Raw genomic sequence first — 25,393 nt, 5'->3', positions numbered from 1 at the left:
TATGGAAGTTATCTACTTACTTATTTTACTTTTAGTGGGCGCCGGTCTTACCTATTTTTCCGGTGATAAAGCGGCATCTCGTGTTGCATTGTTGATCTCAACAGTAGCGTTCGGATATTCGCTTTATCTGGTTTCGCTGCATTACGGCGGGCAGTTGCCAGAAAATATTCATTTCGATTGGATTTCAAAGCCAAGCATTGGTTTCGATTTACGACTTGATGGTTTAGGACTTCTCATGCTGGTGCTCACCACAACATTGCTTCCGCTAATCGTAGCGAGCGGCATCGAAACAAAATTCGCAAACGCAAAATCACTTTATGCACTTGTTTTGTTAATGGCATTCGCCATGTGCGGAACCTTTGTGGCTTCAAACGGATTATTATACTACATCTTCTGGGAAGTTGCCTTAATTCCGATTTACTTCATTGCATTAATTTGGGGAAGTGGCGATGCTGAAGAGCGCAAAAAGCAAGTGGTGAAATTCTTTATCTACACATTTGCCGGTTCGCTGTTTATGCTTGTTGGTTTTGTTTACCTGTATGGAAAAGCGGGAAGTTTGTTGCTAACCGATTTATATAATTTAGAACTTTCTTACAACGAACAGCTACTTGTTTTTGGAGGCTTCTTTTTAGCGTATGCGATTAAGATTCCATTGATTCCGTTTCACACCTGGCAAGCAAACGTTTATCAAAAAGCACCTGCCATGGGAACCATGTTACTTTCGGGTATCATGCTTAAAATGGGATTATATAGTGTGATTCGTTGGCAAATTCCTATTTCGCCCGATGCATCGAAAGAGTTAATGCCTTATTTGGTATGGATCGGAATTGCGGGTGTTATTTATGGTTCTATCGTTGCTTTACGTCAGCGCGACGTGAAAAAACTACTAGCATACTCATCTCTGGCACACGTAGGATTAATTGCTGCAGGTTTCTATGGTTTAACCACCGATGGCATCACCAGCGGTATCATTCAAATGTTTGGCCATGGTTTAGTTGTAGTTGGCGTTTTCTTTGCTGTTGAAGTAATTGAACGCCGTTACCACACACGCGCCATCAGTGAACTCGGCGGAATTAGAGCACAAGCCGTTAAGTTTGCTTCTGCGTTCTTGATTGTTACGCTTGCGTCGGTTGCGCTTCCTGGTACTGTGAATTTCGTCGGTGAATTCGGTTTATTGTTTTCACTATCTACACAAAACGTTTGGTTTGCCGTTGTCGGAGGTTTAACCATTGTATTGGGAGCTTACTACATGTTGAAAATGTATCAGCAAGTTATGTTGGGTGAGGCAAACAAAAAGCCTTTTGCCGATTTAACCGTGACGGAGTCGCTTATTTTTGGCGCACTAGCCGCTGTTATCTTCTTCTTTGGAATTTATCCGCAACCAATAAACGATTTGATTGCACCAGCCGTAAATGAAATTATCGCTCAAATTAGCACAAACTAACCAACCGGAATGAACACTTTAATAGCAATTACAGCACTTGGCGTTATTTGTCTGATATTCGAATTACTGAATCTCAGAAAGATTTTAGTTCCGTTCTCAATCGTGGCATTGTGCGGAATTTTATACCTAAATAGTCTAGATTATAACCAAACAGCTTCGTACTACAATAACATGATTGTAGTAGATAACTTCTCGGTGACTTTTACAGCTTTGTTTATCGTGCTTACAACCTTTTTGGTTGCCTTAGGACATCATTTTTACGACGACGTACCGGAGAAATTGAGCGATTTCGTTGCCATTAAAATTTTCTTACTTTCAGGAGCCGCCGCTATGGTTAGTTTCGGAAATCTAGCCATGTTTTTTTTAGGAATCGAAGTACTTTCTATTTCTCTGTACATCTTAGCTGCAAGTCGCCGTTTGAATATTAAGTCGAACGAATCGGGAATGAAATATTTCTTAATGGGTTCGTTTGCTTCGGGTATTATTCTTTTTGGAATTTGCTTGATTTATGGTGCCATCGGATCGTTTGATATGCGTGTGATTATGGAAGCTGCCGTTTCAGCCGACGTTGAAGAATGGTTCTACATCGGTGGAATTTTGCTCGCTATCGGACTCTTGTTCAAAATTGCAGCAGTTCCTTTCCATTTCTGGGCTCCCGACGTTTATGAAGGCGCACCAGCATTAACTACTGCAACAATGAGTACTTTGGCGAAGGTAACCGCTATGGCAACCTTCTTTAAGCTTTTCTTCGCAATGAGCGGTAATTTACCCGAAACGTCGCAAACGGTACTTATTGTGCTTTCCGGTTTGTCGATGACCGTTGGAAACATCATGGCGTTACGCCAAGCGAATGTAAAACGTATGTTGGCTTTTTCAGGGATATCTCATGCTGGTTTTATGCTAATGACATTAATAGGAACTCAGATTTCTGCAGGAACACTTCTTTACTACGGTACGGCTTATGCTTTCGCAGGAATTGGTGCATTTAGTGTTATTCTATACGTGTGCAGACATTTAGAAAACGAAGATATCGTGAACTTTCAAGGTTTAGGAAAATCAAATCCTTTCTTGGCATTCGTGCTCACCACTTCTTTGCTCTCGATGGCGGGTATACCCATCTTTGCAGGCTTCTTCGCTAAATTAATGTTGTTTTCGCAAGTTTTAGAAAGCGGGCATCTGGCTTTAGTAATCGTAGCAGTAGTGAATTCGATTATCGCTGTAGGTTATTATTTCAAACTGATTTTAGCGATGTACACCAAAGAACCGCAACACGAGAGAACCGGTCGGCCATTTTATATCTACGCAGTGGCAACAGTTGCTTTGCTATTGAATCTAACGATTGGATTATTTCCCTCTTTAGTAACCGATTTATTGCGTTAATGCCATAGCGGCAAGAAAGCCGCCTGTCCACGCGTTTTGAAAGTTAAAACCTCCTGTTACGGCGTCGATGTCTAAACATTCGCCCACGATATAGAGGTTTTCTGTTTTTTTGCTGGAAAAATCTTTGAAGTTGATGTCTTTTAAAGAAACGCCTCCTGCGGTTACGAATTCTTCTTTAAACGTACTTTTTCCGTTGATTTGGTACGCATCAGAACGCAGCACCGTTGCCAGTGCACGGTAATCTTTTTTGCTTAACTCAGCGATTTTCTTTTGCTGAGGAATTTGAGTTTTTTCCAGCAGAAACAACCAATGCCGGTTCGAAAATCCGAATAAATTGGTGTTGACAATCGTTTTTTTGTGGTGTTCTGAAAGTAGGGTTCGCAGCTCACTTTCATAATCGGATGTGCTCGATTCTTCGTTGAGCCAATCGATTTGAATTTGAAAGCGGTATTCCAATTTCGCCAGTTCACGGGCAGCAACGGCGCTCAATCTCAGAACCGCGGGTCCGCTGAATCCCCAATGGGTAATTAGTAAATTCCCCGCTTGTTTTAATTTCAGTTGTGGAATCGATACGCTAACTTGTTTAGAAATTCCTGCAAGGGCTGTAATTTCTTTTTCAACTACATTGAATGTGAACAACGACGGAATGGGAGCGATGATATTATGACCGAGATTTTGTAAAATATCCCAAACTTTAGCACTCGAGCCAGCAGCTACAACGACTTTCTGTGCATGTATGGGCTGCGTTGTTGTTGTGATTTCAAAGCTTTCGACCGTTTTTTGAATGTCTTTTACAACAATTCCCGTTTCGATGATGATGCCGAGTTTACTGCATTCGTTTAGAAAGCAATCGATTATCGTTTGACTTTTATTGCTAATCGGAAACATGCGGCCGTCGGATTCGGTTTTTAACGCAACGCCTCGTGATTCGAACCACTCAATGGTTTGTTTCGGGCCAAATTTTGAAAACGGACCTAATAGTTCTTTTTCGCCACGCGGGTAATTCTTTACCAATTCACGCGTATCCATACAATCGTGCGTTACGTTGCAACGTCCGCCGCCGCTGATACGCACTTTCGAAAGCACCTCTTTTCCGCGTTCTAAAATCACAATTTTTAGTTTCGGATTTTGAGTTGCCGCATTGATGGCCGTAAAGAAACCCGCTGCGCCGCCGCCAATTATTGCAATATCACATTTCATTTAAAAACGTAAAGTCGTCACTTATAATTCCGTCGATCAATTCGGTACTTTTCCAAAATCGAACGGCAGCCCGATCGTTTACCGTGTAGAGCCAGACTTTCAGTTTAGAATCAACGCAGCTTCGAACGGTTTTTTCTTCCGCGAAAACGTGGTTTAAGACTACAAATTCGGGCTGTAATTCTGCGATATGGGCAATGTCTTGTTCATTTATATGTTCGAACAAACATCCGAATCGATACCTACTTTGGGCAAATATCGGCCAATTTTCGGGTAAAAAGCTCGTGAGTACAATTTGTTCTTTAGGAAATCGAACTTCAGCAAGGGTTTCATCTAAAAATGAAATCAAGGCTGCGGCTGCCGTCGTTTTTAATTCAATATTGTGCAGCAGATATGGAAAACGCTCTAATACCGTTCGCAATTTTGGAATAGTACTGCCGTCGCACATCCGAATTTGTTCTAGTAAGACAGTAGCTGTGTCGGCCACAAGAACGGCTTCTGTACAAGTACGTTTGGTCGAACGGTCGTGCATAATCCAAAATACGCCGTCGCGGTCTGTTCGAACGTCGTATTCAATAGCATTGGCGCCAAATTCCGAGCAGTATTCAAAACCTTTTAGGCTATTTTCCAAAAACTGCGTCGGAATTCCGCGATGACCAATTTTTAGCATTTCGATATTTTATAGTGCCTCGAGTAATACAATTTTGAAATTGGAATCAATAACTGCAACACCATTTTTGATAACAGTTGTTTGTCCAGAATACGTGTCGCGCACTTTCGTTCCTTCCGCGAAAGCGCTATCAACCGGAATTTCCTTACTTCCTTCATTCAAATCTAAACCAACAATAACCACATCTTTGATATTGTTTTTTTGATACGTTCGTTTAAAGAAATAGCCGTTTTTACTGCTAATTTTCTGATGTACTCCCGCGCCAACCGCCGTGTGGTTTTTACGGAAGTTTGCCAGTTTTTTCCAGTGTGCGTAAATATCTTGGGTGGCTTTATTTTCTTTCAAATCGTTCCAATTCATGAACGAACGCAGGGTGGCATCGCCCTGAGTACCCGGAATATCGAGTGGGCGCGCCGTTTCATCTCCGTAATAAATTTGAGCAATTCCCGGACAGAGCAGCAATTTCGTGGCCGATTCGTATGGTTTTTTACGTTGCTTATCAAACGGACCTCCATCGTCGTGCGATGAAACGTAGTTCAATACACTTTTGCCTTTTAGCTGGTTTTGTAAGTAATTGTTGTACTGTGAAAACAGTTCCTCGTAAGGTTTATTGGCATCTCCTTTGAACGAAAAATTGATGAGATTATCGAATCCGTTGGCGAAATAATCGACTGTCTTGTCTGAAAATTTGAACTGGCGTCCGTCGTGAATGCTGTAATTGTACACTTCGCCAATCATATAAAACGTATTATCGTCGAGAACATCATTCGGATTTTGTTTTTTCCACTGTTCAAAAGCAGAAGAACAACTGTTTTTTAGCGCCATCCATACATCTTCTTCGGTATGTTTAGCTGTATCTGCACGGTAACCATCGATTCCATATTTCAATACATAATCAGCCAACCATTTTATGATGTAGTATTTGGGTGCGCGTGGATAGCCCGTTTCTTTGAAAAATTTATCCAAAGATGCGATTTCGGATTCGTACCGACCTTCTTTTTTCCATTTCTCAACTAAGGCAGGAGGGAGGGAAACATTGGCTTCAGATTCGGTTTTTACATCCGGAAGATTCTTCACCAACGTACAGCTAATCGTGTTTTCGTATGTTTGATATACGCATTGTGGACTCGTACGCACCCAGTCGTCGGGCCATACCGGATCTTTCGGAGTTACCGGGCCGGTATGATTTACAACTCCGTCGAGAATGATCCGAATGCCTTTGCTGTGGGCAAGTTTAACGAGTTCGGCTAAATCGGCTTCGGTACCAAAATTCGGATCCAATCGCGTCCAATCTTTCGCCCAATATCCGTGAAAACCGTAGCTAAATCCGGTTCCTTCGTCGGTTCCTTCATGAATTTGCTCTACCAACGGAGTCATCCAAATGGCGTTGATACCCAAATCTTCGAAATAACCTTCTTTCATTTTCTTGATCACACCTTTTAAATTGCCGCCTTCAAATCCGCGCAACTTTCCCGTTTCTTTAGTCCGATCTAAGTAAATGGTTTTACTTGCGTTTCCATCGTAAAAACGATCGGTAAGTAAGAAGTAAACGTTGGCCGCTTCCCAAACAAATGGTTTTTTACTCGCTGTTTTTTCTGCCGTTTCGGTTGATTTACACGAGCTTGCAAAAATAAGTAGCGCTAATAATCCGATTTTAATCCCTTTCATTTTTTAAGATTGATTTTTATTTCCTGTCCTGAAGTTATTTCAAAAGAAAAGCTTGGAGCTGCATCAGCCGATTTCGAGTTGTTTTTTACTAATTTTCCATTCACTTCAATTGCAGTAAGTGTTTTCGGTGCGTGAATGATTTTCAAAGTGATTTTTCGCTTAACCGCTTTAAAAGCAGTTCCCTTTTCTGATTTTATATTCAGCGTTTCGCTACCCGTATCTTTCGTAATGCGTAGCAATTCGTAATTTCCTTTTTCGAAAGCGTTTGTCGTAGTACCGTCGTCAAAATAAACCGTCGCGACAGTCGGGTAATTTTCGTTGTAATAATAACTTAATGTAAGCTCTTTCATCGAAGCAGAACCCGCATTTAAGTCGTTGCAAGTAGGAATAACTGCTCCTGAACGCACGAAAACCGGTATGTGGTCTTCCGCTGTTTTTACGGAAACGTATTTTCCGCCTTCGTAGATTTTTGTTGCATCGTAATAATCTACCCAACGCGCTGTTTTCGAAAAGTAAACGGTTTTTTCGGTCAACTTAGCATCGGTAACAGGAACAACTAAGAAATCATTTCCCCACAAGTAGCCATCTGCATTTACAAAAAGAGATTTATTGGTTGGCTCTTCAAAAAACAATGGTCGCATGAGCGGTGTTCCGTTTTGGTTGTTTTCAAACGCTAAACTGTAATTGTACGGCAGTAAGGCGTAGCGCTCCAAAATAGCTTTACGAGCTAGTTTTTTGGCGTTTTCACTTCTAAATACGGGCTCCGAAGCAACTTCTTCTTGTGCATGAGGTCGGAAAATAGGTTGAAAAACGCCGTATTGCAACCAGCGAACGTACAATTCGTCGTCGAGATTCGCTCCTGCAAAACCTCCCAAATCCGAATGCATAAAGCCTAAACCTTGCAATCCCATTTGGAGTGCGATTTCAGGTTGTGCTTTTAAACCGCCCCAGGTTCGGTTGACATCACCCGACCACGGAATCATTCCGAAACGTTGCGAACCCGAATAACCCGAACGCATTAAAATAAACGGACGCGTATTTGGGTAATTTTCAGCATATTTCGTAGCTAAAAGTTCCGCCCATTTGTGTCCGTATACATTGTGTACCTGGTGCGCTAATCCCGATTCGTGACGCACCCATTTTGGATGTACTTCGGGTTCACCTAAATCGCCCCACCAACCAGCAACGCCTTTCTTTATGAATTTATCGTACACATTCCAAAACCATTCTTTCGCCTTAGGTTTGTCGAGGTCAATTAAACCAGTCGTTCCAAAGTAAAAGTCGTAAACCGCAGGTTGTGAAAGCGAATCTTTCGCTAAGATTCCTTCTGCAACAGCTTCATTCCACTTCGACGACGATTTAAGAATGAATGGTTCAGTTATTAAAATGGTTTTAATACCCTGTTTTGAGAACTTCGAAATCATTTTTTCAAACTTCGGAAAGCTGTCGCGCCATACGTCTAAATTTCCCATAGTTTCTTTGATCGTTGTTCCAAACCAGTATAAATCAAAGATGATTGCGTCTACAGGAATTCCTTCTTTCTTGAACGCAGCAATTGTTTTTTCAGCTTCCTTTTGCGAATGATAACCAAATCGGCTACTAAAATTGCCCAAGGTATAACGCGGCGGTAGCGGTTGACGTCCCGTTAAAGTCGTATACGTTTTAACCAAATCTTTCCATGTTCTGCCTGCAAAAATCTGGTAGCGTACCGGCCCACCTTCCGCCGAATAGGTAACTACATTTTGTTTTCCGCTGTCTAAATCCAAATCTCCTACCCACGTATTGTCGAAATGAACGCCGTATACTTCCGACGATAAATACATCGGAATACAATAGTTCATCAACTCCGAACGCGTTTCATACCCGTAATGTGCCTTGTTATACAGTCGCAGTTTGTTGCCGCGTCGGTTCATTCCTAAAACCCGCGAACCGCCTCCCAGCAAGCTCTCATCAGCATTTACGCTGAGTTTCACCGAAGTTTCTTTGTTTGTTCGCGAAGCTGCCAATTCGGTGGCTATTAATTGTCCGGATTTGTAATACGCTATGCTAAACGGTTTGTAAGTTACAACGACACGGATTAAGCCCGACGAAAAGTCAATTTTATCGCGAAGTTCCTGAGCTTTTATACTTTGAAAAACAGATTTATCTACTACCGCAAGCGAATTTTCACTCACACTGCCGTTGGCAATAAATTCCGTTTCAACTGCTTCGTTGCTAAAAAATCGGATTTTGTAAACACCATCGGAAACTCGAATCGTGTGAATGCCGTTGTCGTTGGAATACGATTGGTATTCGCGCTGCGCATAACCAACTGTTACCGCAAGTAAAAGGAAAATACGAATTGTAAAACGCATAATTATTTTTGTAGCTCTATGATTAACACGTCTTGTGCCGGAACCGAGAGCGATTTATTGATTTCTAATTTCGAACCCGTTAAAATCTCTTTTCCAGCGCTGTAACCCGCTAAACTTTCGTTGTAGGTTGCCAGATCAAGGACTTGTGCTTCTTTGTTGTTATTCACTACCACCATAACCGACTTCTCATTCAACGTACGGAAATACACATAAACGTTGTTAATCGGCAGATAGTGTTTCATCTTTCCAAAGTGCAAAACCGGATTGTTCTTGCGGTAATTGAACACTTTTTTCGTGAATTCATGAAATTTGTTTTGTTCGGCAGTTCTACCAGCTAACGTAAAGGCATTATTGGTATCGCCGTTCCAACCTCCTGGAAAATCTCTGCGAATATCGCCGTCTCCCTTGTCTTTGTTGCCTTGCATGCCAATTTCACTGCCGTAATAAATTTGCGGAATTCCTCGTACCGTTGCAATAAGGGCAAGTGCCATCTTGTATTTCGCGAAATTTCCGTTGTAAATGTGGTTGAAACGCTGGGTATCGTGATTTTCAAAAAACACCAACAAATTATCGGTATTCGGATATAGAAAATCATTTGTAAAATTGTTGTAAACCTTGATTAATCCATTGGTCCAATTCGATTCTTCTTCTTTCAAAGCCGAACCTAATTCTCCTTGAAGCGTAAAATCCATAACCGACGGCAAATACGAGTTGTACGATTGTATCGCGCCAATTTTACTATCCTTCTGCCAATACGCCATTTGTGCTTGGTCGTACATCCAAACTTCGCCCACTATGTTGAAATTCGGATATTCATCCATAATCGCTTTGGTCCATTTTGCAATAGCGTGCTTGTCGGCGTAGCTGTACGTATCTACTCTAAATCCATCCAAATTGGCGTATTCGATCCACCATAATGCGTTTTGTGTCAGGTAGTTTAAAACCAATTCATTGGTCTGATCTAAATCGGGCATAGAACGCACAAACCAGCCGTCCATGCAGTATCTGCTGTCAATTTCCGAAGCGTTTACATCGAATTGCGTGGTCATGCGGTAATTGGTTTGGCCGTAACCCGGAAATTGATGCACCCATTTGTACGTAGGTAAATCTTTTAAAAGCCAATGTTCAGTTCCCCAGTGGTTGGTCACGTAATCTTTAACCACTTTTATGCCTTTCTGATGTGCAGCTTCCACAAAATCTACATATTCTTCATTGCTGCCGTAACGCGGGTCAATGCGGTAAACATCCGATTGTGCGTAGCCGTGATACGAGGTTTTCGGGTCGTTGTCTTCGCATAAAGGCGTACTCCAAACTGCTGTAACGCCTAAGTCTTCCAGATAATCCAAATGTTTCTTCATACCGGCAATATCGCCACCGTGACGTCCGTCTTGCGAACTGCGGTTAAATTTATCGGCCGTGTCTGGAGTGCTGTCGTTATTCGGATTTCCGTTAGCAAAGCGGTCCGGCATCAGTAAATACATAACATCACTCGAGTCAAATCCTTTTCGATTCGCGCTGTCTTTTCTGCGTGCTCGTAGTTCGTACGTGCGTTTTTCAACTTTTTTCCCTTGCGTTAAAGACAGTTCAAGTGATCCAGCCGGAACGTTTTTCAAATCCAAATTCACAAATAAATAATTCGGATTTTCCGTGCGAATTACGCCAACAACAGTTGCTTTATCACAACTCACCACGGCATTTCCAATATTTTTACCGTAAAGCATCAATTGCAATTCGGTTTTTTTCATGCCGCTGTACCAAAACGGCGGTTCTACTTTTTGAATCTGTGCAAATCCAATCTGAGCAAGTAGGAGTAAAGCAATAAGTTTTTTCATTTTTTTTATTTTTTGGGCGGCTCGGCAGCCAACGTTCGTACTTCAAAAAAAGAGTTTTCGGCTGCCGCCAGGCTTTCCGCGGTGCACGGCACCTTGCTGCAATCCTTGCCGCGGCAATCGTTATCCAAACAGCAGTAACCAAAAACTGCCCGAAAAAACGGGCAGTTTTATTAAACAGCAATTAAACTGTTGGGTATCACTTCTACAGCTTTTCCGTTTACAATGACGTGCAGCGGTTTGTCGCCATCCACCATAAACTGCGTTTCGCCGTGTTTTACGGTAACTTTTAAAATTTGGTGTCTGAAATTAATCTTAAACGAATATCCTTCCCATTCTTTCGGTATGCGTGGTGTAAAGTGCAACTGATTGTCTTTTACGCGCATGCCGCCAAAACCTTCTACAATACTCATCCAAGTTCCGGCCATCGAGGTAATGTGGCAGCCTTCTTCCACTTCCTTGTTGTAATCGTCTAAATCTAAGCGCGATGTACGCAAGTAAAAAGTATAAGCCATTTCCATTTTTCCAAGAACTGCCGCCTGTATCGAGTGAACGCAAGGCGAAAGCGAACTTTCATGAACGGTAAAAGGCTCATAGAAATCAAAATGCTTCTCTAATTCTTCTGTGGTAAAATGATCTTCAAAGAAATAAAATCCTTGAAGTACGTCGGCTTGCTTGATATATGGTGAACGTAAAATACGATCCCACGACCATTTTTGGTTAATCGGACGCTGCGAACGGTCGAGCTTGTCAACTTTAACCAACTCTTTATCCAAGAAACCGTCTTGTTGTAAGTAAACGCCATACGTTTCCGAATAAGGGAAATACATATTGGTGCCCACTTCGCGCCATTCGCTAATTTCTTGTGAACCTAATTTAACTTTTGCGACAATTCGGCTGTAATCCGAAGGATATTCCTCAGCTACGCGCTCGGTTTGTTCGGCTGCGTATTCCATACACCATTTCGCAATATAATTGGTGTACCAGTTGTTGTTTACATTATTCTCGTATTCGTTTGGTCCTGTTACACCTAAAATCACATACTTATTTTTGTCTGTCGAGAAGTTGGCGCGCTGTTTCCAGAACCGAGCAATACCAATTAAAACTTCAAGACCTTTTTCCGGAATGTAGCTGTAATCGCCGGTGTAGCGGTAGTAATTGTAAATAGCAAAAGCAATAGCGCCGTTTCGGTGAATTTCTTCGAAAGTAATTTCCCATTCATTATGACACTCTTCTCCGTTCATAGTAACCATCGGATAGAGTGCGGCACCATTATTAAAACCGAGTTTAGCTGCGTTTTCGATCGCGCGATCGAGTTGGTTGTAACGGTACGTAAGTAGGTTACGCGCAACTTCCTGATCTTTTGTAGCCATGTAAAACGGAATGCAATAGGCTTCGGTATCCCAGTAGGTTGATCCGCCGTATTTTTCACCGGTAAAGCCTTTCGGTCCAATGTTCAAACGCGAATCTTTTCCTAAATACGTTTGATTGAGTTGGAAGATATTGAATCGAATTCCTTGTTGCGCTTTCACATCACCTTCTATAGTGATATCGCTCATTTCCCAAATTTTCGACCACGCTTCGGCTTGCATTTGCAGTAATTTGTCGTAGCCTAAAGCACGTGCTTGTTCTACAGCTTTTTGCGCAGCAGCTAGCGTGTTTTCATGGTTCATCGAAACTGTATAGCCACCAAATTTGGTGATACCTAGGGTTGTGTTTTGAGCAACAGTAGTTTCAAAAACAACACCTAATTTATCGGCCGATTCTTGTGAAATTTCTTTCGCGTCGATAGCTGTTCCGTTGTTGCTCACGTTTGTTGCGCCAAATGTGGTCGCTTCAAAGTGTGTCTTAAAAGTGCGTGCGGTAACGTAAACGGCGTCGGTTGCTTTGGTGCTGCTTAAGGTTTCCCAAAAGCGTTCTTCCCAGTTGGCATCTTCGTTGTGTACAGCAGCATCTACGTACGAGTTTATTTTCAGCGAAAGCGCGCCAGATAAAGCAGTAATGTTGTATTGAATAACGCCAACTTCGTCGAGTTCGAGCGATAAAAAGCGCGTTACTTCGACGGCAATTTGCGACTGGTTGGCGAGTGTTGCCGTGAAGCTTCTGCGGTACCAACCGGCTTTCATATTTAGTTCCCGTTTAAAATCAGCGACTGCGGTGCATTTCGCCAAATCGAACGACTCTCCGTTTACGGAAAAGTCGATTCCGATCCAGTTCGGTGCATTAAGTACTTTTGCGAAGTACTCGGGATAACCGTTTTTCCACCAACCCACTTTGGTTTTGTCGGGATAGTAAATCCCTGCGATATAGCTTCCTTGGAACGTTTCTCCGCTGTAATTTTCTTCAAAATTGGCACGTTGCCCCATAGCTCCGTTTCCAATACTGAACAAACTTTCAGATGATTTTACGCGTTCCTGATCAAATCCTTCTTCGATAATCGACCATCCATCGGGTTTGATATAATCCTGATTCATTTAAATAAATTTTGTTTTGCAGTTGTCCTGCATCATTCTACATTAAGCTTTTACTTTTTTTAATAAACCGTCAATAAATGCGGTGTCCATGTGTGTGAAATCCGGGAAATTGAAAGCGGCTTCATGAAGTACTTTCGCATCGCCAATTCCTACACTTACCATACCGGCAATGTTTGCTGCCTGAATTCCAGCTTCCGAATCTTCAAAAACGATACAATCTTCAGGAGCTAGATTAAGTTTACGAGCTGCGACTATAAAAACTTCCGGATCGGGTTTCGCCTGTGATACGTCGTTTCCATCTACTATGGCGTCGAACAAATCAATGATGCCGGTTTTTTCTAAAATCGGTCGTGCGTTTTTGCTCGCCGAACCTAAAGCAATAGGTTGTTTTAGTGTTTCTAGATGCGACAAAATTGGCATCACGCCTGGTAAGATCTCAGAACTATCAATATCGGTTAGATAGGATAAGTAATCGTCGTTCTTTTGTGTGAGCCAAAGTTGTTTTTCCTGTTCGGTCGCTGTAATTTTTCCGAGTTCCAGAATTATTTCCAGCGATCGAACGCGGCTAACGCCTTTTAGTTTTTCATTGTGGTGTGGTGTAAATTCGATTCCGAGCTTTTCAGCAATTTTTTGCCACGCCAAGTAGTGATACTTCGCAGTGTCAACAATTACGCCGTCTAAATCGAATATGAAACCTTTTTTACTCATTAATGTCAATTTTTTTATTGGTAGAAACACCAAGCGTTAAAATTCCCGCAAAAATCATCGAACATCCGCCAACAATTAATGCATAAACAGGTTGTTCGTTGAACCATTCTTTAACTATAAATCCGAGAACCGTTCCTGCAACGATTTGCGGAATAACTATAAAGAAGTTAAAAACTCCCATGTAGTAGCCCATTTTTGCAGCTGGTAAGGAACCCGACAACATGGCATAAGGAATAGAAAGAATACTTGCCCAAGCAATTCCAACGCCAGTCATAGCCAACAGTAATCCTACTTTGTCGGAAAGGAAATAGATTGAAATCAATCCGATACCTCCCGCGATGAGCGCCAGCATATGTGTAAACTTGTTACTGGTTCGACGAGCTAAAGCTGGAAGCAAAAATGCCACTGCAGCAGCTACTAAGTTGTAGATGGTAAACATCACCGCAACCCAATCGGCAGCATCGTTGTACTCTTTCGTGGTGGAGTCTGTTGTGCCAAAAACGTGGCCTGTTACCGCCTGTGTGGTGTAAATCCACATGGCAAAAAGCGCAAACCACGAAAAAAACTGCACGTAGGCAAGTTGTTTCATGGTTTTTGGCATGTTTAATAAATCGGTGATGATAACGGTAAAGCCATTTCGTACCTCATTTTTTCTTAGTTGCGATACGATTAGGAAAAGCACTCCAACAACTAACAGACCAATGGATAGTAGATACAATTCTTTATGTGCTCCAGTTTCCCCATTTGCATCGGCTTTAAGATTAAGTTGATGTACAAAATAGGTGAGTATTCCGCCTACAAGTGCGAGTATTCCGCCGTAAGTTGCTTGTAGTTTTGTAGTTACGTTCTTTTGTGTGCTCACCTTTTCGTGGTGGTCTTTGGTAGATGTTGCTCTTTTGGCGTCCTCAAACGCTTGTAGTTCCTCGGGAGAATATTCTTTCGATTTAAGAACCGTCCATAATACCGCTAGAAAAAAGACAATTGCTCCGACATAAAAAGACCATTTTACAGAGTCCGGAATTACGCCTTCAGCAGCCGTGTTTGAAAGTTCGAAAATGTTGGTAAATATCCAGGGCAATGCCGAGCCTACAACCGCTCCAAGTCCGATAAAGAAACTTTGCATGGCAAAGCCTAGAGTTCTTTGGTTTTCGGGCAGGTTGTCACCAACAAAGGCGCGAAAAGGTTCCATGGAAATGTTTATGGAAGAGTCCATAATCCACAACGTTCCAATTGCAATCCAAAGACTAGGCGAATTAGGCATGGCGAATAATGCCAGTGAAGCTAAAATTGCACCGACCAAGAAATACGGACGTCTTCTCCCTAATCGAGTCCATGTTCGATCAGAAAAATAGCCAACAATTGGTTGTACAATAAGACCTGTAAGTGGGGCTGCTAACCAGTAAAATCCAATCTTATCTGGGTCGGCACCAAGAGTGTCAAAAATTCTTGATGTATTTGCGTTCTGCAATGCAAACCCGAACTGAATTCCGAGAAATCCAAAACTCATGTTCCAGATTTGCCAAAAACTTAATTTACGCTTTTCCATTATCGTAATTAAAATGAGATACGATAAGCGCGTTGCTTATCAAAACTTTATTTGTTTTCGAAGTAAATTACAAGCTTTGATAATTGCTGCCAAATATATCGAAAAAATAGAATTTCAATAAGTTTTAAAAAATTAAAATTTGGAAACGACTGTTAATTTGTTGAATCTCGGATAATTAAACTGGTTTCAATTACTTCTGTGGTGTATTGCTCGGCAGTACTGTATTCGGTTTCCTCTTCTTCCAAACGGTCGATGAGCATTTTGGCAGCGGTTTGCCCCATTTTGATGCCGTTTTGACTTACAGTAGTGATTGTTGGAGTTGCATATTGCGAAATAATTCCGTCGGTAAATGCAATGACAGCAAGTTGTTCCGGAACGGTAATTTGCATTTCGTTGGCTGTTTTAATAATGGTTACGGCATACAATTCGTTTACAGCCAAAACACCATCGATCGCGCCTTGCTCAAGCAGTTTTTGAACCTCGTGTTTGCACTGAATTTCGTCGTCGGCACGAATGATGAGCTTTTCATTGACAGCAATATCGTGGTCGGTAAGTGCTTTCATGTAGCCGTCGGTTCGTAGTTTGCCAACTGAAACGTAATCGGCTGTGGTAACTAAAGCAATTTGTTTTCGTCCTTTTTCGATTAGATACGATACGGCTTCGTAGGCAGCTTGTTTATCGTCGATGATTACTTTATCGCAAAAAATTTCATTAGTAATTCGATCAAACATAACCACGGGCATGCCCTGGCTAATCACTTCATTTATGTGGTGAAAATCTTTTTTGAATTGCGTTTCTTTTGAAAGCGACATGATAAAGCCGTCGATACTACCGTTAGCAAGCATTTCCATATTGATTACTTCTTTGTCGAAAGATTCGTTGGAAAGACATACTACTACGCTGTAGCCGTATTCGTTGGCAACGCTTTCTACACCACTAATGACGGTACTAAAAAAGTGGTGAACAATTTCTGGAATGATAACGCCAATGGTTTTAGTTTTTCTGTTTTTTAGACTAAGAGCAATATTGTTGGGTTTGTAGTTGTACAATTTAGCAAATGCTTGGACCTTGAGTCTGGTTTCTTCAGATATTTCGGGTGAATCGCGAAGTGATTTTGAGACGGTTGAAATGGAAACATCTAACTCTTTTGCAATTTGCTTTAGTGTGACTTTGCGCTTCATTTTGACGATTTAAGAAATATTGATTTGTGAATAAAGGTAATTCGAATTTTCTATTCTGTGAATTACTTCCTTAAAAATATGCGTGATTGTAAAAGTTTTCAACACGAAAACGTTTTCGGCGTATCTTTAACGAGGCTAAATTTTTTTTCGTGACAGATTTACATAAATTTAACACTCGAAGCAAAATTACAAGCAAAAAAACTCAATTTTAACCTAAACAAAATGTATGAAAACAATTTACAAAAAGTTGTTACTTTCCGTACTACTTCTGCCGTTTAGTGTTCTAGCACAGAGCACTTTAACGGGAACGGTAACTGATAAAGCATCAGGGCAGCCGTTGCCGGGGGTCAGCGTAGTCGTTCAAGGTACCACAAACGGTACTTCCACAGATTTCGACGGGAAATTTAGTCTGTCTGGTTTAAAGAACGGACAGGTTGTCGTCTTCTCTTTTATTGGTTACAAGGAAGTATCGGAGACGTTTACCGGGCAAAAATCTGTTACCATTTCTTTAGTCGAAGAAGCCAATGAGCTGTCAGAAGTTGTAGTTCAAATTGGTTACGGTAGCGTTCGTAAAAAGGATGCAACGGGATCTGTGACGCAGTTGAGTTCGAAAGAGTTTAACAAAGGAGCAAACGTAACAGCTGAAAACCTACTTGCTGGTAGAGTTGCTGGTGTAACTGTAAACTTAGGTGGTGGAGCTCCGGGTTCGGGTGCTCAAATCCGAATTCGTGGAGGTTCGTCACTGTCGGCTTCGAATGATCCATTAATTGTAATTGACGGTTTGCCGGTAACAAATAACTCGAATACTGGGTCAACCTCGATACTTTCTACAATTAACCCGAATGATATTGAAAGCTTCAACATTCTAAAGGACGCATCTGCAACTGCTATTTATGGTTCTCGAGCGTCAAATGGTGTAATTATCATTAATACTAAGCGCGGAAGTAAGAAGTTTTCTGTGGATTACAACTTCCAATATGGTAGTGGAGAGGCGTATCGACAAGTTAATGTGCTTAATTCAAGGCAGTTTACTCAGTTTATTAGCGATAACTTCCCTGCAAGACTTGGAGAGCTTGGTGTGCCTTCGGGCTTGCCGGATAATCCTGCTACAACGGAGCGTGAAGACAGAACGATTTATAATACCAATTGGCAAGATGCCATCTACAGAAGAACCGATTTTGTTGACAATAATTTGTCAGTTCGTGGCGAATTGTTTAAAATGCTACCTACTAAGTTAACAATAGGTAACACTTATCAGGAAGGTCTCAGATTAACTAACTCATTTCAAAGAACGACCGTTTCTTTGGCCATGAATCCGAGATTTTTTAAAGATCACCTTAAAATTAATTTATCTGCAAATTATGGATTGGAAAAGAACAGATTTGCAAATGGAGTTGAAGGTTCTGCAATAAGATTTGATCCTACAAAGCCTGTTTATTACACTCCAAGCCGATTTTCTGGATTTTTCGAGTATCAAAGTGCGTCGTTGCCGACTGGTTTAGCACCACAGTCTCCCAGAAACCCTGTAGCTGAGTTGTTACAAACAAACGATACTGGTAGAAATGATCGTGTTTTTGGTAACATAGAATTCGATTATAAGTTTCACTTTTTCCCTGATTTAAGAGCGGTCGTGAATCTTGGATTTGATGAGTCTACCGGTGTTAGAAGGATTGTTAGAGAAGCTACAGGTGTAGCGACTTCCCCTACTTTTGGTACTGGAGCTAATGAGGTTTTTATAGGCAACAGAGAGTATAACGCCGACACAAGAAGAAATAAATTACTCGATGCTTATTTTGTATATAGCAAAGATTTAGGTGCCACAAATTTCGATGTAACTGCGGGTTATTCATATCAAATTTTTCAATATTCAGGTTTTACTACAGGCAATCAAAACAATCCTGAATCGTTTCCGACTTTTCCAGCGGATCCAGATGAGGTGCTGATTGGTTATTTTACAAGAGCTAACATTAACATTAGTGATAAATATTTATTCACATTTGCTTTCCGTAGAGATGGGACTTCAAGATTTTCTGAGGACAATAGATGGGGTAATTTCCCCTCAGCGGCTTTTGCATGGAAAGTGAAAGAAGATTTCTTTAAGAATTCCACAGTACTGTCTGATTTAAAACTTCGTTTGGGATATGGTATTACAGGACAACAAGCTATTCCCGTCGGAGACCGTTACTTACCAAGATACAATGTAGGTTTTGAAAATTCTCAATATAATATCGGAGGGACATTTTTTGGGTCTGGAACCCCTCAAATTTACAACCCTAATTTAAAGTGGGAAGAAACTACTACCTATAACGTCGGATTTGATTATGGCTTTTTCAATGGAAGAGTAAATGGTGCTATCGACGCATTTTATAAGTTAACAGACGATTTATTCTTCAACGATACTCCATTCCCTGATGGAAGTAATTTTGGTAATCAAGGTCCCGCAAATGTTGGTAGCTTCTCTACAAAAGGTATCGAATTTGCGGTAAATGTTGCAGTATTTAGAAATGAGAAAGTTAATTGGGATATCAATTTTAACGCAACTAAATTCGAACGAAGAATCGAAGAGTTAGCAAATGGAAGTGACATTGAGACTGGTCAAGCTGCGATTGGTATCGGTGGAAGAAGCCAGATTTTTAGAGAAGGTTGGACTCCTGATTCGTTTTACGTGTTCAAACAATTATACAACAATGATGGTACTGCCATAGAAGGAGCCTTCGCTGATTTGAATGATGATGGTATCATTAATAACGATGATAGATATATTTATAAAAATCCAGATCCAGACGCAACCTTTGGCTTTTCTTCAAATCTTACAGTAGGTAATTTTGATTTCTCATTTTTTATGAGAGCAAGTATCGGGAATAGAATATATGATATGGTGAGTGCAGCAAGATCATATTCTAATTACGTAGTTAACGGAGATTCTCAGTTGTCGAATATTCCAACAACTTATTACGATAATAGTTTCGTCATAAATTCGAATACTGCTACGGGTCTGTCTGATATCTACATCAAGAATGGTTCATTTTTAAGAATGGACAACGTAACTTTCGGTTATACATTTCCAAAATGGTTAGATGGAAAAGCATCCTTAAGATTGTTTACTGGAGTTCAGAATGCGTTTGTTATCACTAAATATGATGGTCTAGATCCAGAGATCAATAACGGTGGACGCGATAATTTAATATATCCAAGACAACGCCAAGTTTTATTTGGTGCGTCGATAAAATTTTAATTCGATACGACAATGAAAAAAATGAAGTTTCCACTACTTTTTATGTTGGTAAGCCTTATTTCGTTGCAATCATGTGAATCCGATTTAGATATAAAGCCCGAAGCAGGGAATGTTTTCTTATCAGATGAATTTTTTGCACAACCTAATGCTTATCAGAATGCGATTGCGGGCGTTTACGCAAATCTAGCATTAACGGGTACCGAGGGGCCAGGCAGCTCCAATATCGGGGGGTTAGATGCCGGAACTAGCCAATATGGGCGATGCCTTTGGTACATGCAAGAACTGGTAACCGATGAAGCCATCTGGTCTTATGAAGGCGACGGAGGTGTTCGAGATTTGCAACGAAATGTTTGGGTTTCCGACAACCCAATTATTAGAGGTATTTTTAGTAGAGCTCACTTCCAAGTAGCAATTTGTAACGAGTTTTTGCGTCAAAGTACGCCAAGTTTGGTTGCTAGTAGAAATGTTGCAAATCCTGCTGTAATTGAAGAGTATAGACAAGAAGTTCGTGTTTTAAGAGCACTTGCTTACTATCACATGATGGACCTCTTCGGTAAAGCTGTTTTTACCGATGAGACTTTTTCAGTAGTACAAGCAGGCGAAGAGTATAACAGACAGCAGTTGTTTGAGTACATAGAGTCAGAATTACTCGAAGTTTTACCTTCGTTAAAAGCGCCAAGAACTAATCAAGAAGGTCGCTTGGATGCAGCAATGGCTCGGATGATTTTGGCAAAGATGTATTTAAATGCTGAAGTGTATATTGGACAGCCAAAATACAATGAGTGTGTAACTCAATTGGATGCAATAATCGCAGGTGGTTATCAGTTAGCACCAAATTATTTATTAAACTTTTCAGCTGATAATAATACATCTCCTGAAATGATATTCGCAATCCAATCTGACGGACGATTTACACAGAATTTTGGACCTACAACAGTAATGATTAATGGATCAGTTGGATCAATTGAGCAAAACGGCGCCAATCTTGGTGTAAGTGCTGGTGGTTGGGGCGGTGCCCTACGCTTGAGAGAACAATTCGTGTCTAAGTTTGATGGAACTGCTTTCAGTAATGATGCTAGAAATACAATCATTAGCGGCGTTCGGGATCGTGTTATTACAGATGTAGCTAATAGAGATCAAGGTTTTATCCTTGCAAAATATAGCAACAAGTCTTCAACTGGAGCAGCTGGGACTAACCCAACTTTTGTAGATACTGATTTTCCACTTTTCAGACTTGGTGATGCCTATTTGATGTATGCTGAATGTTTCTTGAGAGGAGCAAGTAACGCAAACCAAGCCAATGCACTTGGTTATGTTAACGCTTTACGAGAGCGAGCAAATGGCGATAGTTCCCAGAATATAACAGCGAATCAGTTAACATTAGATTTTATCTTAGATGAACGTGCCCGCGAATTACATTGGGAAGCTCACAGACGCCAAGATTTAATCAGATTTGGCAGATTCACTGGTGGAACTTACAATTGGGCATGGAAAGGTAATGCTCAAAATGGTGTAGCAATTGGAGCTTTCAGAGCAGTATATCCAGTTCCGATTTTAGCTATTTCTGCAAATCCAAACCTTACTCAAAACCCTGGTTATTAAAAAAAATAAAAAGTATTAAAAATGAAAAGAATATTAAAGTCCGTTTTTTTATTGTCATTGTTTACAGGCTTTGTTGCTTGTGAAGACGAACAAGAGCTTCGATTTTTAGAAGCTAAAGGAGATTTTGCAATTTTATCTCCAACATCTGGCGATGCAGTGGTATTAGGTCCTGAAACGCCTCTGAATCCAGGATTAAGTTTAACGTGGGCTGCTATGGATTACGGTACGCCAACTAGTATAACTTACGTAGTTCAGATTGATAAAGCTGGTGATAATTTCGATAGTCCACTAGATTTAGTTTCAACTTCTAACACATATGCAAGCGTAATTTCTGAAGCTTTAAATGGAGCTTCTGTTTCTGTAGGATTAACTCCTTTTACACAAGGAGCGATTGAAATCCGTGTAAAATCAAGCGTTGGTGAGCCAGCATCGCAAGAGCGTTTTTCTGACGTAATTACCTATTTGGTTACTCCTTATTCAACATCATTACCAAAATTAGCTGTTCCAGGTAACCACCAAGGATGGAATCCTCCAACAGCACCACAATTGGCAGCTTCAGCTTTTGGAGAAACCGACTATGAAGGTTTCGTTTATCTTGACGGAGGTTTCAAATTTGTAGGGGCAGACCAAGCAGGTAATTTTAACTGGGGTACCAATGAATATGGAGATGACGGTTCGTTCTCTGGCGTTTTAGTTGCGGTTGGTCAAAATTGTACGGCTTCTGCTGGCTATTACAGAGTGCGAGCAAATACCACTACACTAGTATACACAGTTGAGCCAACAGCGTGGGGAATTGTAGGTTCTGCAACTCCAGGTGGATGGGATGCAAGTACTGCTTTGACATATAATCCAACTACTAAAAAGTGGGAAGGTGATGTTCAAATGACTGCGGGCGCTTACAAATTCCGTGCTAACAATGCATGGACAATTAACCTCGGTGGCGATAGCGATGATGATGGGTCAATGAACTATGACGGTCCAGATATTACCTTAGCTGATAGTGGAAACTATCGTGTGGTACTTGATCTTAGTAACCCAAGACAGTACACTTACACACTGACCCTAAACTAATTCGGTCTTAAAATTTATTTAAAGAGGGCTGTCTTTTCGATAGCCCTTTTTATCTTCCGCAACAAAATTCTCCAAAATGAAAAAAATTATACTGTTTCTATGTTTTTTGATCAGTGTTACTGCAGTGGGGCAACAACAAACTGTAACCCACAGTATAACACCCGCACTATTTGAGGAAACTACTTCAATTACTATTACCATTAACGGTAATAGCGTCAATGAATCTACTTGGGGCGTAACTAACAATGCATTGTATATCTGGGCTTGGAGCTTTGATATCAACGATGCAAACATCCAAGATTGTCCTACAAACGGTCAATGGATAAACTCTAACGAAGCAAACAAGTTCACTTACAACGCAGGCAATGATACCTATACCTTCACAATGACACCAACCACCTTCTACAATCGCGTAGGTATTGGTAGAATTGGATTTTTGGTGAAAGCTAAAAACGGTACGGGTGATAAAAAGTCGCAAGATATCTTAACAGAAGTAGGTGCGTTTCAAGTAAATTTAACAGCTCCACTTGAAAACAGCACGACGCTTCTAGCAGCTAATGGTTCGTTGAATATTACTGCAAACAACACTAATGGTGATGCAGCTTATGTTTTGAGAGCTAATGGCAATGTGTTGTCTACAAATCCCGCTACCGCTACATTTTCCTTTAATCATACAAATATTAATGGAAATCAAGTTTACGAATTAGAAGTAACACAAGGGGCTTTTACCATTACAAAAAGATTTTCGGCATTAGTAAATCCAGGAACAATTTCGCAAGCGATGCCGGCTAATATGCTTGATGGCGTTAACTTAATGGCCGATCAAACTAAGGCTACTTTAGTTCTCGATGCGCCAGGAAAAGATTTCGTTTACGTAGCAGGTAGCTTTAACAACTGGCAGCCTACTGCAGTTCACGCGATGCGCAGAGATTCTGCACCAGGTTCCACAAAATTTTGGTTGACACTAGAAAATTTAACTCCAGGCGAAAACATCTTGTATCAATATTGGGTAGTAGATACGACTCCAATTAACAATTCGCCTTCACTCGTTCGAACAGCAGATCCATACTCAACTTTAGTGATCTCTAACTTCGACGATCCGTGGATTCCTAGTTCAAAGTATCCGAACATTCCGGCATATCCAGCCGGACAAAACAGAGAGATTACTGTTTTCAAAACAAATCCAACTCCTTATAATTGGCAGGTTACCAATTTCGTTAAACCCAAGAAAGAAGACTTGGTTATTTACGAACTTTTAGTACGCGACTTCGATTCAAATCGCAGTTACCAAGACTTAATCGATAAAATGGATTACTTTGTTAACCTGAAAATTAACGCTATTCAATTGATGCCCGTTATGGAATTCGAAGGCAACGAAAGCTGGGGCTACAATACTTCGTTCCACATGGCTTTGGATAAATTCTATGGAACTTCCGATAAATTCAAAGAGTTTGTAGATTTATGTCACCAAAACGGTATCGCTGTAATTCTTGATATCGCACTTAACCACGCTTTTGGTCGCAATCCTATGGTTCGTATGTGGATGAACGACCCAGACGGAGATGGTTGGGGTGATCCAAGTTCTGAGAACCCGTATTTCAATACGCAGGCAATGCACAGTTATAACGTAGGTTCCGATTTTAACCACCAACAATCACGTACAAGAAATTACGTAAAAAGAGTCGTTAAGCACTGGATTGAAGAATTTAAAGTAGATGGTTTCCGTTGGGATTTGACCAAAGGATTTACCCAAAACTGTCCTCCTGGAAATAACCAGGAATCTTGTACAAATGCCTACCAGCAAGATCGTGTTGATGTATTACGAGAATATGCTGATTTCACCTGGTCGCTTGACCCAACTCACTTAGCGATTTTTGAGCACTTAGGTAGCGATGGCGAAGAGCAGCAGTGGGCAAATTACCGTATTAACGAAAACCCAAGCAAGGGTGTGATGATGTGGGGGGAATTGACATTCGCCTATTCACAATTAGCTGGTGGTTATTCTACAGATGCAGATATCACTCGCGTTGGTCATAATTCAAGAGGTTTCTCTGCAAAGCGTCTTATTGGTTATCCAGAATCACACGATAAAGAACGCGTTATGTACAGCGCACGAGCTTACGGAAACGGTGGTGGTGCTTTCCCTCCATTAAACAACTTAACTAATACCCTTAGCAGAGCCGCTTCTATTGGAGCTACGTCTTTATTGGTACCAGGTCCAAAAATGATTTGGCACTTTGCTGAATTGGGTTGTGATGATTCAATTTTCACTTGTAATAATGGAACTGTTAATACCGATTTTGACGTAACTGCTGGCGATTGTAAACTAGACACAAAACCACAGTATCAGTGGACAAACAACTGGCTAGGTAGCGCGAATAGAGGTCCGATTTATCAGGCGTTCAAGAGATTAATAGAATTGAAAATTAACGAGCCTGTTTTTGAAGGCGACTATGCTATTAGTCCAGACGGAAACAATATCCGTCAGCGTATCTACATTTTCAATAACGCTTTGCCAACAACACAATTACGAAATGTAGTTGTTTTAGCGAACTTTTCTGTAGCACAGCAGAACATTAACCCAAGTTTCCCATTTACTGGAACTTGGTACAATTTAATGGACAATACACAATTGGTTGTAACCAATACTACCACCCCAATTTCGATTCCAGCAGGTGGTTTCAGAGTTTACGGAAATCAACAAGCTTTATTAAATGTGGATTCGTTTGAAGACATCCAAGCACTTGTGGCTAGTCCGAATCCAACAACCAATAGTTTTGCTTTAAATAAAGCCGTAGCCGATGTTCAGATCTATAACATCCGAGGCCAGCAAGTAAAATCGTTTTCAAATAGTTACGACGCTGAATTCAGTTTCGATATTTCAGATTTAACTCCTGGAGTATATATTGTAAAGGCAACTGATGCCTTTAGCCGAACTTCAAGTGTCAAACTTGTGAAAAACTAAGTTTTAAAGAGCCGCTCCAATAGAGCGGCTTTTTTTTAGTCTTTGTTTGCTGTTTAGAAACAGCCCGTT

The 25,393-nt window shown here is 40.9% G+C and carries 15 protein-coding genes; 6 read left to right on the top strand and 9 right to left on the bottom strand.

All coding sequences use genetic code 11. The features are described from left to right. Nucleotide 1 precedes the first annotated feature (1 nt). Together Q0064_RS11385 and Q0064_RS11380 are read left to right on the top strand one after the other, a co-directional pair. Entirely contained in the window at nt 2–1,444 is a 1,443-nt protein-coding gene (locus tag Q0064_RS11385) for an NADH-quinone oxidoreductase subunit M (protein WP_298148355.1), read from the top strand. 9 nt (nt 1,445–1,453) lie between these two features. Then, complete coding sequence (locus Q0064_RS11380) at nt 1,454–2,824, top strand: NADH-quinone oxidoreductase subunit N (protein ID WP_298148354.1); 1,371 nt, start codon at nt 1,454–1,456, stop codon at nt 2,822–2,824. On the opposite strand, the gene Q0064_RS11375 is transcribed toward Q0064_RS11380, so the two are convergent. The 9 genes from Q0064_RS11375 to Q0064_RS11335 form a co-directional block, all read right to left on the bottom strand. Continuing rightward, nucleotides 2,813–4,024 (bottom strand): NAD(P)/FAD-dependent oxidoreductase, encoded by a 1,212-nt coding sequence (locus Q0064_RS11375; RefSeq protein WP_298148353.1) that lies wholly within the window; start codon nt 4,022–4,024, stop codon nt 2,813–2,815. The two genes, Q0064_RS11380 and Q0064_RS11375, sit on opposite strands and share 12 nt — an antisense overlap. Further along, complete coding sequence (locus tag Q0064_RS11370) at nt 4,014–4,691, bottom strand: glycerophosphodiester phosphodiesterase (RefSeq protein ID WP_298148352.1); 678 nt, start codon at nt 4,689–4,691, stop codon at nt 4,014–4,016. The genes Q0064_RS11375 and Q0064_RS11370 overlap by 11 nt, the downstream gene beginning before the upstream one ends. Nucleotides 4,692–4,700: 9 nt before the next feature. Next, entirely contained in the window at nt 4,701–6,359 is a 1,659-nt protein-coding gene (locus Q0064_RS11365; protein ID WP_298148351.1) for an alpha-amylase family glycosyl hydrolase, read from the bottom strand. After that, on the bottom strand, nt 6,356–8,713 hold the full coding sequence (locus Q0064_RS11360) for a TIM-barrel domain-containing protein (RefSeq protein ID WP_298148350.1): 2,358 nt from the start codon (nt 8,711–8,713) through the stop codon (nt 6,356–6,358). Before Q0064_RS11360 ends, Q0064_RS11365 begins: the two co-directional genes overlap by 4 nt. Nucleotides 8,714–8,715: 2 nt before the next feature. Then, complete coding sequence (locus Q0064_RS11355; RefSeq protein WP_298148349.1) at nt 8,716–10,545, bottom strand: glycoside hydrolase family 13 protein; 1,830 nt, start codon at nt 10,543–10,545, stop codon at nt 8,716–8,718. A gap of 170 nt (nt 10,546–10,715) precedes the next feature. Next, a complete protein-coding gene (locus tag Q0064_RS11350) occupies nt 10,716–13,016 on the bottom strand; it encodes a glycoside hydrolase family 65 protein (protein WP_298148348.1) in 2,301 nt (766 codons plus the stop codon). Between the two features lie 42 nt (nt 13,017–13,058). Continuing rightward, nucleotides 13,059–13,724, bottom strand: coding sequence for a beta-phosphoglucomutase (pgmB, locus tag Q0064_RS11345; RefSeq protein ID WP_298148347.1), 666 nt, complete (start codon nt 13,722–13,724; stop codon nt 13,059–13,061). Continuing rightward, nucleotides 13,717–15,270: an MFS transporter gene (locus Q0064_RS11340; RefSeq protein WP_298148346.1), complete on the bottom strand. Its 1,554-nt coding sequence runs from the start codon at nt 15,268–15,270 to the stop codon at nt 13,717–13,719. Before Q0064_RS11340 ends, pgmB begins: the two co-directional genes overlap by 8 nt. Nucleotides 15,271–15,422: 152 nt before the next feature. Continuing rightward, the gene (locus Q0064_RS11335) at nt 15,423–16,451 is read right to left on the bottom strand and encodes a LacI family DNA-binding transcriptional regulator (RefSeq protein WP_298148345.1); all 1,029 of its coding nucleotides are present in this window, start codon (nt 16,449–16,451) and stop codon (nt 15,423–15,425) included. A 226-nt stretch (nt 16,452–16,677) separates the two neighbouring features. On the opposite strand from Q0064_RS11335, the gene Q0064_RS11330 reads away from it, so the two are divergent. The 4 genes from Q0064_RS11330 (at nt 16,678) to Q0064_RS11315 (ending at nt 25,324) form a co-directional block, all read left to right on the top strand. Beyond that, the gene (locus Q0064_RS11330) at nt 16,678–19,686 is read left to right on the top strand and encodes a SusC/RagA family TonB-linked outer membrane protein (protein WP_298148344.1); all 3,009 of its coding nucleotides are present in this window, start codon (nt 16,678–16,680) and stop codon (nt 19,684–19,686) included. Between the two features lie 21 nt (nt 19,687–19,707). Beyond that, entirely contained in the window at nt 19,708–21,288 is a 1,581-nt protein-coding gene (locus Q0064_RS11325; RefSeq protein ID WP_366095179.1) for a RagB/SusD family nutrient uptake outer membrane protein, read from the top strand. A 51-nt stretch (nt 21,289–21,339) separates the two neighbouring features. Then, nucleotides 21,340–22,359 carry a SusE domain-containing protein gene (locus Q0064_RS11320; protein ID WP_298148342.1) on the top strand — a complete coding sequence of 340 codons (1,020 nt, stop codon included), beginning with the start codon at nt 21,340–21,342 and terminating at the stop codon, nt 22,357–22,359. Nucleotides 22,360–22,435: 76 nt separating this feature from the next. Then, nucleotides 22,436–25,324 (top strand): alpha-amylase family glycosyl hydrolase, encoded by a 2,889-nt coding sequence (locus Q0064_RS11315; protein ID WP_298148341.1) that lies wholly within the window; start codon nt 22,436–22,438, stop codon nt 25,322–25,324. Nucleotides 25,325–25,393: the final 69 nt, after the last annotated feature.

Source organism: Flavobacterium sp. (assembly GCF_027490375.1).
Taxonomy (GTDB): domain Bacteria; phylum Bacteroidota; class Bacteroidia; order Flavobacteriales; family Flavobacteriaceae; genus Flavobacterium.
Note: the sequence above shows the minus strand (reverse complement) of the source record. Positions and strands in the feature narration are given on the sequence as shown.